Source organism: Dokdonella sp., from assembly GCF_051958935.1.
GTDB lineage: Bacteria > Pseudomonadota > Gammaproteobacteria > Xanthomonadales > Rhodanobacteraceae > Dokdonella_A.
The window spans coordinates 34,080-49,890 of record NZ_JBQCFP010000058.1 but is presented as its reverse complement, the minus strand read 5'-3'; the positions used below and the strand labels follow the sequence as shown (position 1 = coordinate 49,890).

The window sequence follows — 15,811 nt, the reverse complement described above, 5'->3', positions numbered from 1 at the left end:
GCGAAGAAGAACTGCAGCAGGCGGCTGATCTGCTGGACCATCGCTTCCTTGAACGGCTCGAGCACCTCGGATTCGTACGACTCCGGCAGGCCGCCTTGGCGCTTGGCGAGGCCGGCCTCCTCGTAGCTGAGGCCGTAGCGGCGCATGACCTCGTCGGTCAGCTGCTTGCCGCCGAAGACCTGCTCGCGCGAGTAGATCGTGCGCTGGTTCTTCAGCACGATCAGCGTCGTCATCGTAGCGCCGACGTCGACGACCGCGACGACCGCGTCCTTCGGCACCGAGAGCTGGTCGGCGATGAGCTTGAACGCGTTCTCCATCGCGAACGCTTCGACGTCCATGACCTTCGCGCCGAGCCCACCGAGGTCGAGCGCGGCGACGCGCAGGTCGACGTTCTCGGTGCGCGAGGCGGCGAGCAGGACATTGACCATGTCCGGGTTGTCCTTGATCGGGCCGAGCACCTCGAAGTCGAGGCTGACTTCCTCGATCGGGTACGGGATGTACTGGTTCGCCTCGACCTGGATCTGCGATTCCATGTCCTCGTCGGACAGGTCGCCCGGCATCGGGATCACCTTGGTGATCACCGCCGAACCGGCCACCGCCGCAGCCGCGAACTTCGTGCGCGCGCCCGAGCGGTTGAAGGCGCGGCGAATCGCTTCGCCCACAGCCTCGACCTCGACGATGTTCTTTTCGACGACCGCGTTGGGTGGCAACGGTTCGACCGCGTAGTGTTCGACGCGGTAACGGCCGCCCGACTGCCCCAGCTGAAGGAGCTTCACGGCGGTGGAGCTGATGTCGACGCCGATCAGTGGCGGCGCTTTGGGTGTGAACAGGCCCACACTTTTTCCCCTTCCCACGCGCTCTTACGAGCGAAAGATGCGCCGTTACATTAAATACGATGATTAACGGTTTTTCAACAGCTGTCCAGCCCTGTGGCAAACTTGAGGCGAGACAGTGGCTTATCCGAGATTTCCCCAGTAGTGCCGGTTCCGACGCCTGTCCGGCAATACAGCATACGCTCTATACTCTGACACTTACCGCACATACTTTGACTGGCATCACAAGTCCCGCCGCATGACGATCTTTCTCCGCCTGCTGCGCTATGCGCTGTATCTGGCGCTGGCCGGTGTCCTCCTCGGCGGACTCGCGCTCGGCACCGCCTATTGGCTCATCGCGCCCCGTCTTCCATCGGTCGACACGCTCAAGGACGTGCGCCTGCAGGTGCCCCTGCGCATCGACAGCGCCGACGGCAAGTTGATCGCCACGTTCGGCGAGACCAAGCGCACGCCGGTGCGCATCGAGAACGTGCCGGCGCAGCTCAAGCAGGCGTTCCTCGCCGCCGAGGATGCCGACTTCTACAGCCATCGCGGCATCGACCTCGGCGGCATCGCCCGCGCGGTCTGGCTCACCGTGACGACGGGCAGCAAGCACGTCGCCGGCGGGAGCACGATCACGCAGCAGGTCGCGCGCATGTTCTTCCTGAGCCCGGAAGTCAGCTATACGCGCAAGCTGTCGGAGATCTTCCTCGCCTTCCGCATCGAGAACGCGCTGAGCAAGGACGAGATCCTCGAGCTCTACCTCAACAAGAGCTTCTTCGGTCACCGCTCGTACGGCGTCGCCGCCGCCGCCGAGTTCTACTACGGCAAGACGCTCGACCAGCTGAGCCTCGCCGAGTGCGCGATGCTCGCCTCGATCCCGAAGTTCCCTTCGACCGGCAATCCACTCAGCCGGCCGCAGCGCGCGCGCGAGCGCCGCGGCTACGTGCTCGGCCGCATGCTGGAGAACCGCTTCATCGACCAGGCCGCGTACGACGCGGCGATCAACGAACCCGATGTCGCGCAACCCCACGAGGCGCCGGTCGAGGTCGATGCCTCCTACTTCGCCGAACTCGTGCGCCTGGAGGCGATCGAGCGCCTCGGCAACAACGCACTGACCGACGGCTACCGCGTCAGGACCACGCTCGATGCGACCCTGCAGGAAGCGGCCAACAGCGCGCTGCGCAACGGCCTCATGATTTACGACGAGCGCCACGGCTGGCGCGGTGCCGAGGGCCACAAGGACCTCCCGGCCGATGCCGGCAAGGACGCGTGGAGCGAGGCGCTCGACGAGTACCGCCCGATCGGGGGCCTGCCGCCCGCGCTCGTCATCGACGTCGACCGCGAAGCGGCCACGCTCTATCTCGCCGACGGTCAGAGCATCTCGCTCGAGTTGCCCGCCGTTGCCTGGGCGCGCCCGCGCATCGACGAGGACCGCCGCGGCGGCGCGCCGAAGTCGGTCGCCGACGTGCTCAAGCGCGGCGACATCGTGCGCGTCGCGCGCAACGCCGAGGGCGCGTGGCGCCTGGCACAGCTGCCCGGCGCCGAGGCCGCGCTCGTCGCGCTCGATCCGCAGGACGGCGCGGTGCGCAGCCTCGTCGGCGGCTTCAGCTTCCAGCGCAGCAAGTTCAACCGCGCGACGCAGAGTGCGCGCCAGCCGGGATCCGGCTTCAAGCCGTTCCTCTATTCGGCGGCGTTCGACCACGGCTTCACGCCCGCGTCGGTGCTCAACGACGCGCCGGTGCAGTTCCCCGATCCGTCCAAGCCCGACGGCGTCTGGACGCCGAAGAACGACGACGACACGTTCCAGGGCCCGATCCGCCTGCGCGAGGCGCTCGTGAAGTCGGTGAACCTCGTCTCGGTCCGGCTGCTCGACGCGATCGGCGTGCGCTACGCGCGCGAATACATCACGCGCTTCGGCCTCGCGCCGGAACAGATCCCGGAGAACCTGTCGATGGCGCTCGGTACCGCGTCGGTCGCGCCGATCGCGATGGCGCGCGGCTACGCGGTGTTCGCGAACGGCGGCTACCTCGTCGACCCGTACCTGATCAGCGAGATCGCCGACCGCGACGGCAAGGTCGTCTACCGCGCCGATCCCGCCGTCGTCTGCGCCACCTGCCCGGAGCACGCACTCGCCGATGCGCCGGCAACGCCGGTCGCGGATGGCGCGGCGGCGACGAGCGCGCTCAATCCACTCGGCGACGCGCACGCCGCGGCACCCGCCGCCGCCCACGACGGCGGCAACGACACGCACAGCGCGCCGCGTGCGATCGATGCGCGCAATGCCTACCTCGTCACCTCGCTCATGCGCGACGTGGTCCGGCGCGGCACCGGCTCGGCCGCGATGACCCTCAAGCGCAACGACCTCGCCGGAAAGACCGGCACGACCAACGACCACCGCGACGCGTGGTTCTCCGGCTTCAATGCGAGGCTCGTCGCCAGCTGCTGGGTCGGCTTCGACGACTTCGGCTCGCTCGGTCGCGGCGAGTTCGGTGCCAAGGCCGCCCTGCCGATCTGGATCGACTTCATGCGCGTCGCGCTCAAGGACGTGCCCGAGCAGCCGTTCGACATGCCGCCCGGCATCGCGCGCGTGCGCATCGATGCCGCCACCGGGCTGCTCGCCGCGGCAGGTGACCCCGGCGCGATCCTCGAGGTCATGAAGACCGAGGACGCGACGCGCCTCGCTTCCCAGCCGCCGCCGACCGACGAAACCAGCGAGCAGCACGAAGCCTACGACGTGTTCTGATGGGTGGTCGCGGTGCCATGCGTACGCAGGAAGCACGTCGTCGCATCGCGCTCGAAGCGGCGCGCCTGATCAGCGAAACGGGGCTGCGCGATTACCGCCAGGCTAAGGAAAAGGCGGCCGCTCGCCTCGGCATCTTCGACGAAACCTGCCTGCCGAAGAACATCGAGATCGAGGACGCGCTGCGCGAATACCAGCGCCTGTTCCATGCCGAAGACCAGCCGCGCATCCTGCGCGAGCGCCGCGAGGCCGCGCGCGAGGCGATGCGGTTCTTCGCGGGCTTCGAGCCGCGACTCGTCGGTGCCGTGCTCGAAGGCACCGCCGACGAGCACTCGGCCGTGTGCCTGCACCTGTACACCGACCAGCCGAATGCAGTGATGGGCCTGCTGCAGGAACGGCGCATCGCCTACGACGAGGAGTCGCGCCGCATCCGTGTCGACCGCGATACCGCGCGCGAGTATCCGGCGCTGCGCTTCAACGCGGGCGACACGCCGATCGACCTCACGGTGCTGCCTTACGACCTGCTGCGCCAGGCGCCGCTCGATCGCGTCAGCGAGAAACCGATGCGCCGCGCGACGGCGGCGATGCTGGAGGCATTGCTGCAGGAGCCATGAGCGAGGCCGCCGCTGCACGATGCGGCGGCGTGGACTCGCGCGGAGCGGGCTGCGCCGGCGCGAGCGCCGCCTGCAGGGTCAGCGCCCGGCGATCGCCACGTAGTCGCGCTTGGCCGAGCCCGTGTAGATCTGCCGCGGACGGCCGATCTTCGTCTCGGCGTCGTTGTGCTGCTCGAGCCAGTGCGCGACCCAGCCTGCGGTGCGCGCGATCGCGAACATCACGGTGAACATCTCGGTCGGGATCTTCAGCGCCTTGTAGATGATGCCCGAGTAGAAATCGACGTTCGGATACAGCTTGCGTTCGACGAAGTAGGAATCCTTGAGCGCCGCCTGCTCGAGCTCCATCGCGACGTCGAGCAGCGGATCGCTGACGTTGAGGTCCTTGAGCACCTTGTGGCACATCTCGCGGATGATCGTCGCGCGCGGATCGAAGTTCTTGTAGACGCGGTGGCCGAAGCCCATGAGGCGGAAGCCGGAATTCTTGTCCTTCGCCTTCTCGACCGCCTTGCCGACGTTCTTCGCGTCGCCGATCTCGCCGAGCATCTTCAGCACGGCCTCGTTCGCCCCACCGTGGGCAGGGCCCCACAGCGCGGCGATGCCCGCGGCGACGCACGCGTACGGGTTCGCACCGGTCGAGCCGACCAGGCGCACGGTCGAGGTCGACGCGTTCTGTTCGTGGTCGGCATGCAGGATGAACAGCAGGTCGAGCGCCTTCGCCGCCACCGGGTTGAGGTCGAGCGGTTCGCTCGGCACCTCGAACATCATGTGCAGGAAGCGCGTGACGTAGTCGAGGTTGTTGCGCGGGTAGCGGATCGGCCAGCCGATCGAGTAGCGGTACGCGGCCGCGGCGATCGTCGGCATCTTGGCGATCAGGCGGATCGCAGCGAGGCGACGCTGCTCCGGATCGTTGAGGTCGAGCGTGTCGTGGTAGAACGCCGACAGCGACGCGATCGAGGCGCACAGCATCGCCATCGGATGCGCGTCGTAATGGAACCCGTGCAGGAAGTTCTTCAGCGCCTCGTGCATCATCGTGTGATGCGTGATCTCGTGCTCGAACGCGGCGTTCTGCGCCGCATTCGGCAGTTCGCCGTTGATCAGCAGGTAGGCGACCTCGAGGAAGTTCGACTGCTTGGCCAGCTGGTCGATCGGATAGCCGCGATAGAGCAGCACGCCGGCGTCGCCGTCGATGAAGGTGACCGCGCTGCGCGTCGCCGCGGTCGACATGAAGCCGGGGTCGAACGTGAAGTAGCCGGTTTCCTTGTTGAGCTTGCCGATGTCGAACGCGGGATCGCCGAGCGTACCGGTGACGACCGGCAGGCTGACGGCTTTGTTGGTCGCGGGATCGGTGAGCTGGACGGTCTTGGTGTCTGGCATGGGGAGCTCCTGCTGGCGCCGCAGGCGCGGCCGGCCGATGCGGCGCCACGTCCTGCACGATGGATGCATTCGGTGATCACGATGATGGACCGCGATCAACACGCAATTATTGCATGGAGCACCCACGAGGGTACGCCGCGTACGGCAAACGAGGCGTAAACGATGGTCGTACGACAGGCATGCACGAGGCGCACGAACGCGAACGCCGGCACGAGGCCGGCGTTCGGAACGGATCGAGACATGTCCGGCCGCGCATCAGCGCGTCGTCGGGACACCGGTGCCGGGTGGAGCCGGGCCCCGGATCAACGTGCGGGACAAGGTCGTCCTGGCTGGACCCCGGATCAACGTACATCCAGTACTGTGGGGATAAGGCCATCCTGACCTTACTTGGCGTAGCGGCGGCGGAACTTGTCGACGCGGCCCGCGGTATCCACGATCTTCTGCTTGCCCGTGAAGAACGGGTGCGAGTGGCTGGAGATTTCCACCTTGATCAGCGGATATTCCTCGCCGTCCTCCCACTTGATCGTTTCCTTGCTGCTCATCGTCGACTTCGTGAGGAACGAGAAATCGCTCGAGATGTCCTGGAACACGACCGGCTTGTAGTTCGGATGGATGTCGGCTTTCATGGGCTGGCTCCGCGGTTCGGCCGCGATAAAAGAGCGGTAGTTTAGCCCGCTTCCGCGCGCCGGCGCAAGCCGCGGGCTCAGCCTTGCCCTTCCGCGCCGAGGGCCGCCGCGACCAGCGCCTCGAACCGGCCCTGGTCCACCTCGAGCACGATGTTCGCGTTCGGCCGGCCGCCGAGGCGGTCATGCCAGTCGACGACGGTCGCGCCCCGACCGAGCCCGGATGCGAGTTCGATCGCGACGTGATGGCGCTCGGACTGCACGACGATCGAAGGATCCAGCGCGACCGCCATCGCGAGCGCGTCGGCCGCGATCATGCCGCGGCCACGCGAGCGGTTGAACGCGCGCGCCTTGCGCGAGATCGCCGCGTAGAACCTCGCACGCTCAGCACCGGCATCGAGCATGCGCTCGAACGCATCGAACGTCATCGCGTGGCGCAGGCACGCTTCCCAGTCGACGAGGTCCAACTGCGGCCACTCGGAGAACACGACGTGCGCGGCTTCAGGATCGAAGCCGATGTTGAACTCGACCGGCGCGAGATGGATGTTCCCGCGCCCGGTCACCGCGCCGCCCATGACGACGAGGCGCGCGAAGCGCGACGGCAAGTCCGGATCGAGCCTCAGCGCGAGCGCGAGATTCGTCAATGGCGCGAGCGCGACGAGGGTGAGTTCGCCCGGCCGTTCGCGCGCGAGGCGCACGATCGCCGCCGCCGCATGTTCGTCCGCCGCGCGGCGCGTCGCCGGAAGGTAGGCGGTGTCGCCGAATCCGTCCTCGCCGTGCACGAAACCCGCTCCCGGCGCCGGCACCACGAGCGGCGACGGGCAGCCCGCGAACACCGGGATGTCCACGCCGAGCGTCTCGACCAGCTTGAGCGCATTGCGGGCCGTGTGCGCGAGGCCGACGTTGCCCGCGGCGATGCACAGGCCCGCGATACGCGCGTGCGCATGCGCCATGAGGATCGCGAGCGCGTCGTCGACGCCCGGGTCGGTATCGATCAGCAGTGTCGACATCGCGGCATTATCGGTACGCGCGTGCTCAGCCGCTAGGCCCCGGCGTAGCGCGCGGCTCCGCCGATCCAGCGTGCGACGAGCCGCTCCGCGGCCGGCGCATGGTCGCGCAGCATCGCTTCGCCGACGCGCTGTACCTGCGGCAGGAGGTGTGCGTCGCGCGCGAGGTCGGCGACGCGGAACATGAGCTGGCCGGTCTGGCGCGTTCCGAGCAGTTCACCGGGCCCGCGCAGCTCCAGGTCCTTCTCGGCGATGCGGAAGCCGTCCGCGGTTTCGCGCATCACCTCGAGCCGCGCACGCGCGGTCGGCGACAGCGGCGTGCGATACAGCAGTACGCAGCTCGACACCGCGCTGCCGCGGCCGACGCGGCCGCGCAGCTGGTGCAGCTGGGCGAGGCCCAGTCGCTCGGCGTTCTCGATCACCATGAGGCTCGCGTTCGGCACGTCGACGCCGACTTCGATCACCGTCGTCGCGACGAGCAGGCGCGTGTCGCCGCGCTTGAACGCGTCCATCGTCGCCTGCTTGTCCTTGGCCTTGAGGCGACCGTGCACGAGGCCGATCCGCAGGCCCGGCAGTGCCGCCGTGAGTTCGGCGAACGCCACCTCGGCGGCCTGCGCCTCGAGCTGGTCGGATTCCTCGATCAGCGTGCAGACCCAGTACGCCTGGCGCCCTTCCGCGCAGGCCGCGCGGATCCGCTCGATCACTTCGCCACGCCGCGAAGTGGAAATCGCGACCGTCTGCACCGGCGTGCGCCCGGGTGGCAGCTCGTCGATGACGGACACGTCGAGGTCGGCGTAGGCGGTCATCGCGAGCGTGCGCGGGATCGGCGTCGCGGTAAGCACGAGCTGGTGCGGCACGCGATCGCCGTCGCGGCCCTTGTCGCGCAGCGCGAGGCGCTGGTGCACGCCGAAACGGTGCTGCTCGTCGATGATAGCGAGTCCAAGTTTGCGGAACGCGACGCCTTCCTGCAGCAGCGCGTGCGTGCCGATCACCAGCGGCGCGCCGTCGGCGACCGCGGCGAGTGCGGCGGTGCGCGCGCGACCGAGCACCTTGCCGGCGAGCCAGACCGGCTCGATGCCGAGCGGCTGCAGCCATGTGCGGAACGTGTTGCAGTGCTGCTCGGCGAGCAGTTCGGTCGGTGCGACGAGCGCGGCCTGCGCGCCGGCTTCGGCGGCGGCGAGCGCGGCGAGCGCGGCGACCACGGTCTTGCCGGAACCGACGTCGCCCTGCACGAGCCGCAGCATCGGCTTGCCGCGCGCGAGGTCGCGTTCGATCTCCGCACCGACGCGCTCCTGCGCGCGCGTGAGCGCGTACGGCAGGTTCCCGCGCAGCGCCGCGCGCAGCCGGCCGTCGCCGACGAGCGGCGGCGCACCATGTCGCCGCACCTGCGCGCGCAGGCGCTTGAGGCTCAGGTGGTGGGTCAGCAGTTCCTCGAACGCAAGGCGCTGCTGCGCAGGATGGCGACGGGCGAGCAGCGCGGCGACGTCGGCGTCGGGCGGCGGGCGATGCAGCAGCAGCAACGACGCGCGCAGCGAATCGAGGCCGAGCTGCCCGCGCAGGTCGGCGGGGATCAGTTCGAGCACGTCGTCGCCGGGCAGGCGTTCGAGCGCACGCGCGATCACGCCGGCAAGGCGTTTCTGGCCGAGCCCTTCCGTGCTCGGATAGACCGGCGTCAGCGCCTGCTCCGCCGTCGCGACCGCGTCGGCGGCGAGGCGACGGTATTCGGGATGCACGATCTCCGGGCCGTGCGCGCCGTGGCGCACTTCGCCGTAACAGAGGATCCGTGCGCCGGGCGTGAACTGCTCGGCCTGCGCACGGTTGAAATGGAAGAAGCGCAGCGTGAGCGTCGCCTGCGACGTGTCGACCAGTGCGACGCGCAGCTGCGGGCGATAGCGGAAACCGCGCTCGACCGCATCCACCACGCCCTCGACCTGCGCACTTTCGCCGACGGAAAGCTCGCGGATCGGCGTGATGTGCGTGCGGTCCTCGTAGCGCAGCGGCAGGTGGAACCAGAGGTCCTGCACGCGCGCGAGACCGAGCCGGCCAAGCGCCTGCGCGAGTGCGGGACCGACGCCCGGCAGCGTCGTCAGCGGCGCGAGGCCGCTGTCGGCGAGGGCGACGGAGGAACGGGCGGCGCGCGGCGACATGCGCCTAGGTTAGCAAGGCGTGTCGTGCGCCTGCGCCGGCGCGTGTAGGATCGGCGCGCTTCCCGGTGGCGGAGATCGGCGTGGACGAGTTCGAATACATCTCGGTGTTGCTGTCGATCCTGATCGGCCTCGGCGTCACGCAACTCCTGTCGGGCATCGCACGCCTGATCCGCGATGGACGCGCGCTGCGGCCGGCCTGGTGGATCTTCGTCATCACCGCGACCCTCCTGCTCGGCAATTTCCAGGTGTGGTGGATCGCGTTCTTCTGGCGCGGCGTGGAGGAGTGGACGTTCTTCTCCTACGTGACCTTCATGATCCAGCCGGTGCTGCTCTACCTGCTCGCATACCTCGTCTTGCCGGCCGACCTCCACCTCGACGGCGACGCGCTCGCGCGCGCCTTCATCGCCAAGCGCAAGCCGTTCTACGTGATCGTCGCACTGGTGCCGCCAGCGACGTTCCTGCAGCAGTGGATGCTCGCCCACTCGGCGCCGCAACCGGACCTCGACACCGGCCTGCGCCTCGCCTGGTTCGCGCTCGCGCTACCCGGTTACCTGTCGGAACGGGTGCGCGTGCAGGCCGCGGTCGCGACTGCCTCGTTCTTGCTGCTGTTCGTTTACATCAGCCTCTTGTTCCTGCGCATCCACTGACGCGAGCGAGGCTTCAGCCGCCGAGCACCATGACCGCGTCAACCTCGACATGCGCGCCGCGCGGCAGCGCCGTCACCTGGATGGTGGAGCGCGCCGGATAGGGCTGCTGGCAGTACTCGGCCATGACCGAGTTCACCGCGGCGAAATCGCCGAGGTCGGTGAGGTAGATGCCGACGCGCACGACATCGGCGAGTGATCCGCCCGCGGCCGCGCACACGGCGGAAAGGTTCTCGAACACGCGCCGCGCCTGCCGGCTGATGTCGCCACCGACGAGCTCGCCGGTCGCCGGATCGAGCGGGATCTGCCCGGACAGGTAAACGGTGTCGCCCGCGCGCACGGCCTGCGAGTACGGGCCGATCGCCTTCGGTGCCTGGTCGGTGTGGATGATGGTGCGCGACATGGGGGCTCCGGCTGCAACGAACCGGAAAAGCTTGCGCGAGCGCGCTGCGCGGCGCAAGGGCGCGCGCGGCACGCGACGCTCAGACCGGGTGGCGCTTGACCGCGGTCACGACCTGCAGGCGGCGCACGCGACGCATCACGTCGGCGAGGTGCTTGCGGTTCTTCACTTCGATCGTGAACAGCATCGTTGCGGTGGTGAGGTCGCGCTCCTTGTACTCGACGTTCTCGATGTTCGAGCCCGCCTCGGCGATCGCCGCCGCGACCTGGGCGAGCACGCCGGGGCGATTGGCGACCTCGATGCGCAGTTCGACCTTGTAGTCGCCCTGCACCGCGGTATCCCAGGCGATCTCGATGCAGCGTTCGGGCGACTTGCGCAGCTCCGGCACGTTCGGGCATTCGAGCCGGTGCACGACGATGCCCTTGCCCGCCGAGAGATAACCCATGATCTCGTCGCCGGGCAGCGGGTGGCAGCAGTTGCCGAAGCTCAGCACACCGCGTTCGCTGCCGTTGATGAGGATCTTCTCGCTGCTGCCGCTGCGCGCCACGTGGGGGTGCTCGCCCTGCGCGGCGAGCAGCGCCTGCGCGATCGTCTCCGCAGCGCGGTTGCCGAGCGCGATGTCGGCGAGCAGTTCCTCCAGCCGCTTGTACTTCTGTTCGCCGAGGTAGCGCTCGAGCGCGGCATGCGGAATCGCCTCGAGCGAGGCATCGAGCGCGCTGAACGCGCGGTCGAGCATGCGATGGCCGAACTCGACCGCGTCCTCGTGCTGCAGGCGCTTCAAGTGATGGCGGATCGCCGTGCGCGCGCGACCGGACACGACCCATTCGAGCCATTGCGGACTGGGCGCCGCCGATGGCGCGGTGACGATCTCGACGGTCTGGCCGCTCGCGAGCGGCGTGCGCAACGGCACAAGCCGCTTGTCGACGCGCGCCGCGACCGCGTGGTCGCCGACGTCGGTATGCACGAAATAGGCGAAATCGAGTGCGGTCGCGTTGCGCGGCAGCGCGAGGATCTGCCCTTTCGGCGTGAACAGGTAGACCTCGTCCGGGAACAGGTCGACCTTGACGTTCTCGATGAACTCGAGCGGCGAAGGCATCTCGGTCTGCCGGTCGACGAGGTTGGACAGCCATTCGCGCGCGCGCGACTGCGCGCTGTTCGCCGGCGCGGCATCGGTCTTGTAGGCCCAGTGCGCGGCGACCCCGCGCTCGGCGACGGCGTCCATCTCCTCGGTGCGGATCTGGATCTCGATCGGCGCGCCGAACGGCCCGAACAGGACGGTGTGCAGCGACTGGTAGCCGTTCGCCTTCGGGATCGCGATGAAATCGCGGAAGCGGCCGTCGAGCGGCTTGTACAACGCGTGCACCGCGCCGAGCGCCTGGTAACAGTGCGCGACGCTGTCGACGACGACGCGAAAGCCGTACACGTCCATCACCTGGGTGAACGATTTGTGTTCGGCGCGCATCTTCGAATAGATGCTGTAGGGCGACTTGATCCGGCTCACCACGCGATGGGCGATCTGCTCCGCGCCCAGGCGCGTATGCACCGCTTCCTCGATGCGTGCCATCGCCTCGCGCCGGTTGCCGAACACGGCGCGGATGCGCTCGGCGATCACGCGATGGCGGTCCGGATGGAACATGCGGAAACCGAGGTCCTGGAGTTCCGCCTTGAAGCGATTCATGCCCAGGCGCTGGGCAATCGGCGCGTAGATCTCCAGCGTTTCGCGCGCGATGCGCCGGCGTGATTCCGCTTCCATCGCGCCGAGCGTGCGCATGTTGTGCAGGCGATCGGCGAGTTTGATCAGGATCACGCGCAGGTCGCGCGCCATCGCGAGCAGCATCTTGCGGAAGCTCTCCGCGGCGGCCTCCTGGCGGCTGCGGAAGCGCACCTTGTCGAGCTTGGTGACGCCGTCGACGAGCGCCATCACGGACTGGCCGAACTCGGCCGTGATCTGCTCGGAGGTGAGCGCGGTGTCCTCGAGCGTGTCGTGGAGGATCGCCGCGATGATCGTCTCCGCATCCATGCCGAGCTCGGCAAGGATGCCGGCGACCGCGACCGGATGGGTGATGTACGGCTCGCCGCTGCGCCGCGTCTGGCCCGCGTGCGCGAGCGCGCCGATCTCGTAGGCGCGGCGCACGCGTTCGACCTGCTCGGGCGGCAGGTAGGCGGCTAGTTGCTGTTCGAGTGCCCGCATGTCGGCCGGAGGCCGGTTCGCCTCCGGCGCCTTCGCGCGCATGGACGTGGTCGTGACCATGGCGCCGGCGCAGCCCGTCAGGCTACCCCGTGGTATCGGCTACTCCTGCAGGCAGGTTCCATCAGAGGTCGTCGCCGCCCTTGCTGAGATCGTCGTCGACTTCGGCCGCGGCCCATTCGAGCGCCTCGCGCTCCTTGCGCTCGCGTTCCTGCTTGTCGATCTCGTCGATCATGGTCTGGTCGACCTTGCGGTCGGCGATCTCGCGCAGCGCGAGCACGGTGGGCTTGTCGTTGTGTCCGTCGACGGCCGCCGTCGCGCCCTTCGCGAGCTGGCGCGCGCGACGCGTCGCCATCAGCACCAGCTCGAAGCGGTTGTCGACCACCTCGAGGCAATCTTCCACGGTGATCCGTGCCATTCTTGCTCTCCGCCAAAATTGAAGCCAATTCATGGCTTTACGATCAGTCATTGTAGCGCCACGGATTGCTGCGGTGCAATCTCCCGCTGAACGGTGCGCAAATCGCCCGGCGCGCGCACGGGTTCATGGCAGCAGTGAATTCGCGTAGCCTTGCATCGTGGAAAGGAATACCCACGTGCTGCGGAGCCCTGCGTCCGCGCCCAAGAGACCCGTGATGTCCCCGACTCCGACCCCTGCCCATCTGCGTGCGGGCCTGACGGCCTTGTGCGTCGCCCTCCTCGCCGGCTGCACGATCGCCAAGCCCCGTACGGACGATCCGTGGGAGGGCTTCAACCGCAAGATGTACGCGTTCAACGACGCCGCGGACAAGGCGGTGATCCGCCCGACGGCGATGGCCTACCGCAAGGTCACGAGCGCGAACATGCGGCGCGTGATCGCGAACTTCTTCGCGAACATCCGCATGCCGATCACGATCGTCAACGACCTCCTCCAGGTCGAGCCGAAGCTCGCGCTGCGCAATACCGGCCGCTTCGCGATCAACACCACGCTCGGCTTCGTCGGCCTGTTCGACCCGGCCAGCGAGATGCGGCTGCCGCCGCAGGAGACCGACTTCGGCGTGACTCTCGCCAAGTGGGGGGTGCCGGAGGGTCCCTACCTCGTGCTGCCCCTGGTGGGCTCGACCTCGGCACGCGACGTCTGGCGCTTGCCGGCCGACCACTACGCCGATCCACTCGGCTGGTACGCCGACCATCGCGACCTCAGGTTCCACGCCGAGCAACTGCCGAGCCTGATGTACCTCGTCACCCTGCGCGCACGCGGCATCGAGGCCGAAGGCCTGCTCGAGGGCGTGTACGACCCGTACGTGTTCTACCGCGACGCCTATCGCCAGCGCCGGCTCTACGACATCTACGACGGCCAACCGCCGGCCGAGGTGATCGAGCTGATGCAGGGCACGGACGACGTCGACGTCGACCAGCTGCTCGAGGAGCAGCAGCAGTACGAGAAGAAGAACGGCGGCGGCAACCCGCCGTGAAGCGCGTCCGCCGGGCCCCAAAGAGCCCCGTTGGCCGGTAGGGCGGATCAAGCCGCGCAGCGGCGGATCCGCCTTTGCACCCTCGACGTCTCGCTCCGGCCTTCGGCCTTGGGGCGCGCCATCCCGGACGGTGGCTCCCATGGAAACCGTGCGTGGGAGCAGCTTCAGTCGCGATGCCTTTCGACGAAGGCGCCTTCGCCGCATCGCTCGCTGCGCGCGGCGCCTCAAGCCTTGCGTGAATGCTCGAGGCCGAGCAGCCCTTCCGTGTCGCTGAGGTGCGCGAGCGCGACGAGCCCGGCCGGCACGCCGGTGAGCTTGAGGCGTGCGCCCGTCCGGCGCTCCTGCGCGGCCCAGTCGAGCAGCACCGCGAGCGTGGCGCTGTCGACCTCCTGCAGGCCGGCGAGATCGAGTTCGACGTCGCCACCGTCCGCGGCGAATTCCCGCCAGCGTCCGGCGACGGCCGCGGCTTCGTGGAAGCCGAGGCGGCCGCCGATCCGCACGCGACCCGCGCCGACGCGTTCGATGCTCGATGTGGTCGACATCAGCCGCCCTTCTGGTCCTTCTCCATCGACTCGAGCACCTTCTCGCCCTGCGTCTCGAGGCGGGCGATGAGCGCGTCGAGGCTCGACTTCTGGATCTCGGCGCCGACCTGGTTGCGGTAGTTGGTGATGTAGGAGATGCCTTCGATGATCACGTCGTAGGCCTTCCAGCCGCCTTCCTTGGTCTGGCGGAATGCGTAATCGACCGCGAGCGTCTTGCCGTCGTCGAGCACGACCTCGGTGCGCACGATGGAGCGCTTCTCGCTGAGCTCGCCCTTGGTCGGCAGCACGCGCACGCGGCCGCGCGTGTAGTTGAGCAGGCCTTCCGCGTAGCGGTGCGCGATCGAGTTGTAGAATGCCTTGGCGAAGCGCGAGCGCTGCTCCGGCGTCGAACTGCGCGCGTACTGGCCGAGCACGAGGATCGAGGCGTAGTCGATGTCGAAGCGCGGCAGCAGGATGCCGTCGATGACCTTGATCAGCTTCTCATGGTCGTTCTTGAGTTCGGCCTGGTGGCCTTCGATCGCCTTGCCGAGGTCGTCGGCGATGCCCTGCACGACCGCGTCCGGCGTCGGCGCGTCGGCGCGCGCGGGCGTCACCGCGGCAACGCCGAGCAGGCAGGCGAAAGCAAGACCGAGCGTGCGTAGCAACATGGTGGAACTCCTGGGTGTGGATCAGAACGTTGTCAGGGCTTGGGCGGCTGCGCGGTGCCGCTCTTGTCGTCGGCCGGAGCGTCCTGGCCGCTGGCGGGCTTCTGCGGCGAACCGCTGACGAGGAACTTGCCGATAAGGTCTTCGAGCTGCATCGACGACTGCGTGAGCACGAATTCGTCGCCATCCTTCAGCATGTCGGGCGAGCCGCCCGGCTGGATGCCAACGTACTGGTCACCCAGTAAACCGCTGGTGAATATCGCAGCCGCCGAATCATCCGGGATCTCCGCGTAATGCTTGTCGACCGAGATTCGCACGATCGCATCGAGCTTGGCCGGGTCGAGCGTGATTGAATCGACCGAGCCGATGCGCACGCCCGCGAGCTTCACCGGGGCGCGCAGCTTGAGCTGGCCGATGTTGGTGAAGCGCGCCTTGAGCGCGTAACTCTCGCCCTGGCTGAAGTTCGCCACCGAGGTCGTCTGCGTCGCGAGATAGGCGAGCGCGGCGAAGCCGAGCAGGATGAACAGGCCGGTGCCGATCTGGTACGAACGTCGTTGCTGGGTCATCTGTAGCGTCCTGTCTGTCCCTGTAGGAGCGGCTTCAGCCGCGATTTCCCGGGCGC

15 protein-coding genes are annotated in these 15,811 nt (G+C 68.2%); 4 read left to right on the top strand and 11 right to left on the bottom strand.

Features of this window, described 5'->3' with window-relative positions; genetic code table 11:
* On the bottom strand, positions 1–836 hold an 836-nt coding region (gene pilM, locus ACTHK2_RS05545), incomplete at its 3' end, for a type IV pilus assembly protein PilM (RefSeq protein WP_440244702.1).
* Positions 837–1,071: 235 nt separating this feature from the next.
* Between pilM and ACTHK2_RS05540 the strand changes: the two genes are divergently transcribed.
* Positions 1,072–3,558 carry a penicillin-binding protein 1A gene (locus ACTHK2_RS05540; RefSeq protein WP_440244701.1) on the top strand — a complete coding sequence of 829 codons (2,487 nt, stop codon included), beginning with the start codon at positions 1,072–1,074 and terminating at the stop codon, positions 3,556–3,558.
* Positions 3,559–3,575: 17 nt separating this feature from the next.
* On the top strand, positions 3,576–4,169 hold the full coding sequence (locus tag ACTHK2_RS05535; RefSeq protein ID WP_440244700.1) for a hypothetical protein: 594 nt from the start codon (positions 3,576–3,578) through the stop codon (positions 4,167–4,169).
* A 78-nt stretch (positions 4,170–4,247) separates the two neighbouring features.
* Here the strand turns inward: ACTHK2_RS05535 and ACTHK2_RS05530 are convergent, their stop codons facing one another.
* The 4 genes from ACTHK2_RS05530 to recG form a co-directional block, all read right to left on the bottom strand.
* On the bottom strand, positions 4,248–5,543 hold the full coding sequence (locus tag ACTHK2_RS05530) for a citrate synthase (protein WP_440244699.1): 1,296 nt from the start codon (positions 5,541–5,543) through the stop codon (positions 4,248–4,250).
* A gap of 383 nt (positions 5,544–5,926) precedes the next feature.
* Complete coding sequence (locus ACTHK2_RS05525; protein WP_440244698.1) at positions 5,927–6,169, bottom strand: type B 50S ribosomal protein L31; 243 nt, start codon at positions 6,167–6,169, stop codon at positions 5,927–5,929.
* Positions 6,170–6,246: 77 nt separating this feature from the next.
* A complete protein-coding gene (locus ACTHK2_RS05520; protein WP_440244697.1) occupies positions 6,247–7,176 on the bottom strand; it encodes a nucleoside hydrolase in 930 nt (309 codons plus the stop codon).
* Between the two features lie 32 nt (positions 7,177–7,208).
* Positions 7,209–9,320 carry an ATP-dependent DNA helicase RecG gene (gene recG, locus ACTHK2_RS05515; protein ID WP_440244696.1) on the bottom strand — a complete coding sequence of 704 codons (2,112 nt, stop codon included), beginning with the start codon at positions 9,318–9,320 and terminating at the stop codon, positions 7,209–7,211.
* Between the two features lie 80 nt (positions 9,321–9,400).
* On the opposite strand from recG, the gene ACTHK2_RS05510 reads away from it, so the two are divergent.
* Entirely contained in the window at positions 9,401–9,967 is a 567-nt protein-coding gene (locus tag ACTHK2_RS05510; RefSeq protein WP_440244695.1) for a hypothetical protein, read from the top strand.
* Positions 9,968–9,980: 13 nt separating this feature from the next.
* Here the strand turns inward: ACTHK2_RS05510 and ACTHK2_RS05505 are convergent, their stop codons facing one another.
* From ACTHK2_RS05505 to rpoZ, 3 genes are all read right to left on the bottom strand, one after another.
* Complete coding sequence (locus tag ACTHK2_RS05505; RefSeq protein WP_440244694.1) at positions 9,981–10,367, bottom strand: RidA family protein; 387 nt, start codon at positions 10,365–10,367, stop codon at positions 9,981–9,983.
* A 79-nt stretch (positions 10,368–10,446) separates the two neighbouring features.
* Positions 10,447–12,597 (bottom strand): RelA/SpoT family protein, encoded by a 2,151-nt coding sequence (locus ACTHK2_RS05500; protein ID WP_440244693.1) that lies wholly within the window; start codon positions 12,595–12,597, stop codon positions 10,447–10,449.
* Positions 12,598–12,676: 79 nt separating this feature from the next.
* Positions 12,677–12,970 (bottom strand): DNA-directed RNA polymerase subunit omega, encoded by a 294-nt coding sequence (rpoZ, locus tag ACTHK2_RS05495; RefSeq protein ID WP_440244692.1) that lies wholly within the window; start codon positions 12,968–12,970, stop codon positions 12,677–12,679.
* Positions 12,971–13,184: 214 nt separating this feature from the next.
* Here rpoZ and ACTHK2_RS05490 point away from each other — a divergent pair, with 214 nt between their 5' ends.
* Positions 13,185–14,003 carry an MlaA family lipoprotein gene (locus ACTHK2_RS05490; protein ID WP_440244691.1) on the top strand — a complete coding sequence of 273 codons (819 nt, stop codon included), beginning with the start codon at positions 13,185–13,187 and terminating at the stop codon, positions 14,001–14,003.
* Between the two features lie 224 nt (positions 14,004–14,227).
* Here the strand turns inward: ACTHK2_RS05490 and ACTHK2_RS05485 are convergent, their stop codons facing one another.
* From ACTHK2_RS05485 to mlaD, 3 genes are read right to left on the bottom strand one after another with little or no spacing between them, the layout of a single operon-like run.
* Complete coding sequence (locus ACTHK2_RS05485) at positions 14,228–14,545, bottom strand: STAS domain-containing protein (protein WP_440244690.1); 318 nt, start codon at positions 14,543–14,545, stop codon at positions 14,228–14,230.
* The gene (locus ACTHK2_RS05480; RefSeq protein WP_440244704.1) at positions 14,545–15,189 is read right to left on the bottom strand and encodes an MlaC/ttg2D family ABC transporter substrate-binding protein; all 645 of its coding nucleotides are present in this window, start codon (positions 15,187–15,189) and stop codon (positions 14,545–14,547) included. The genes ACTHK2_RS05485 and ACTHK2_RS05480 overlap by 1 nt, the downstream gene beginning before the upstream one ends.
* A gap of 35 nt (positions 15,190–15,224) precedes the next feature.
* The gene (gene mlaD / locus ACTHK2_RS05475) at positions 15,225–15,755 is read right to left on the bottom strand and encodes an outer membrane lipid asymmetry maintenance protein MlaD (RefSeq protein ID WP_440244689.1); all 531 of its coding nucleotides are present in this window, start codon (positions 15,753–15,755) and stop codon (positions 15,225–15,227) included.
* Between the last annotated feature and the right edge of the window lie 56 nt (positions 15,756–15,811).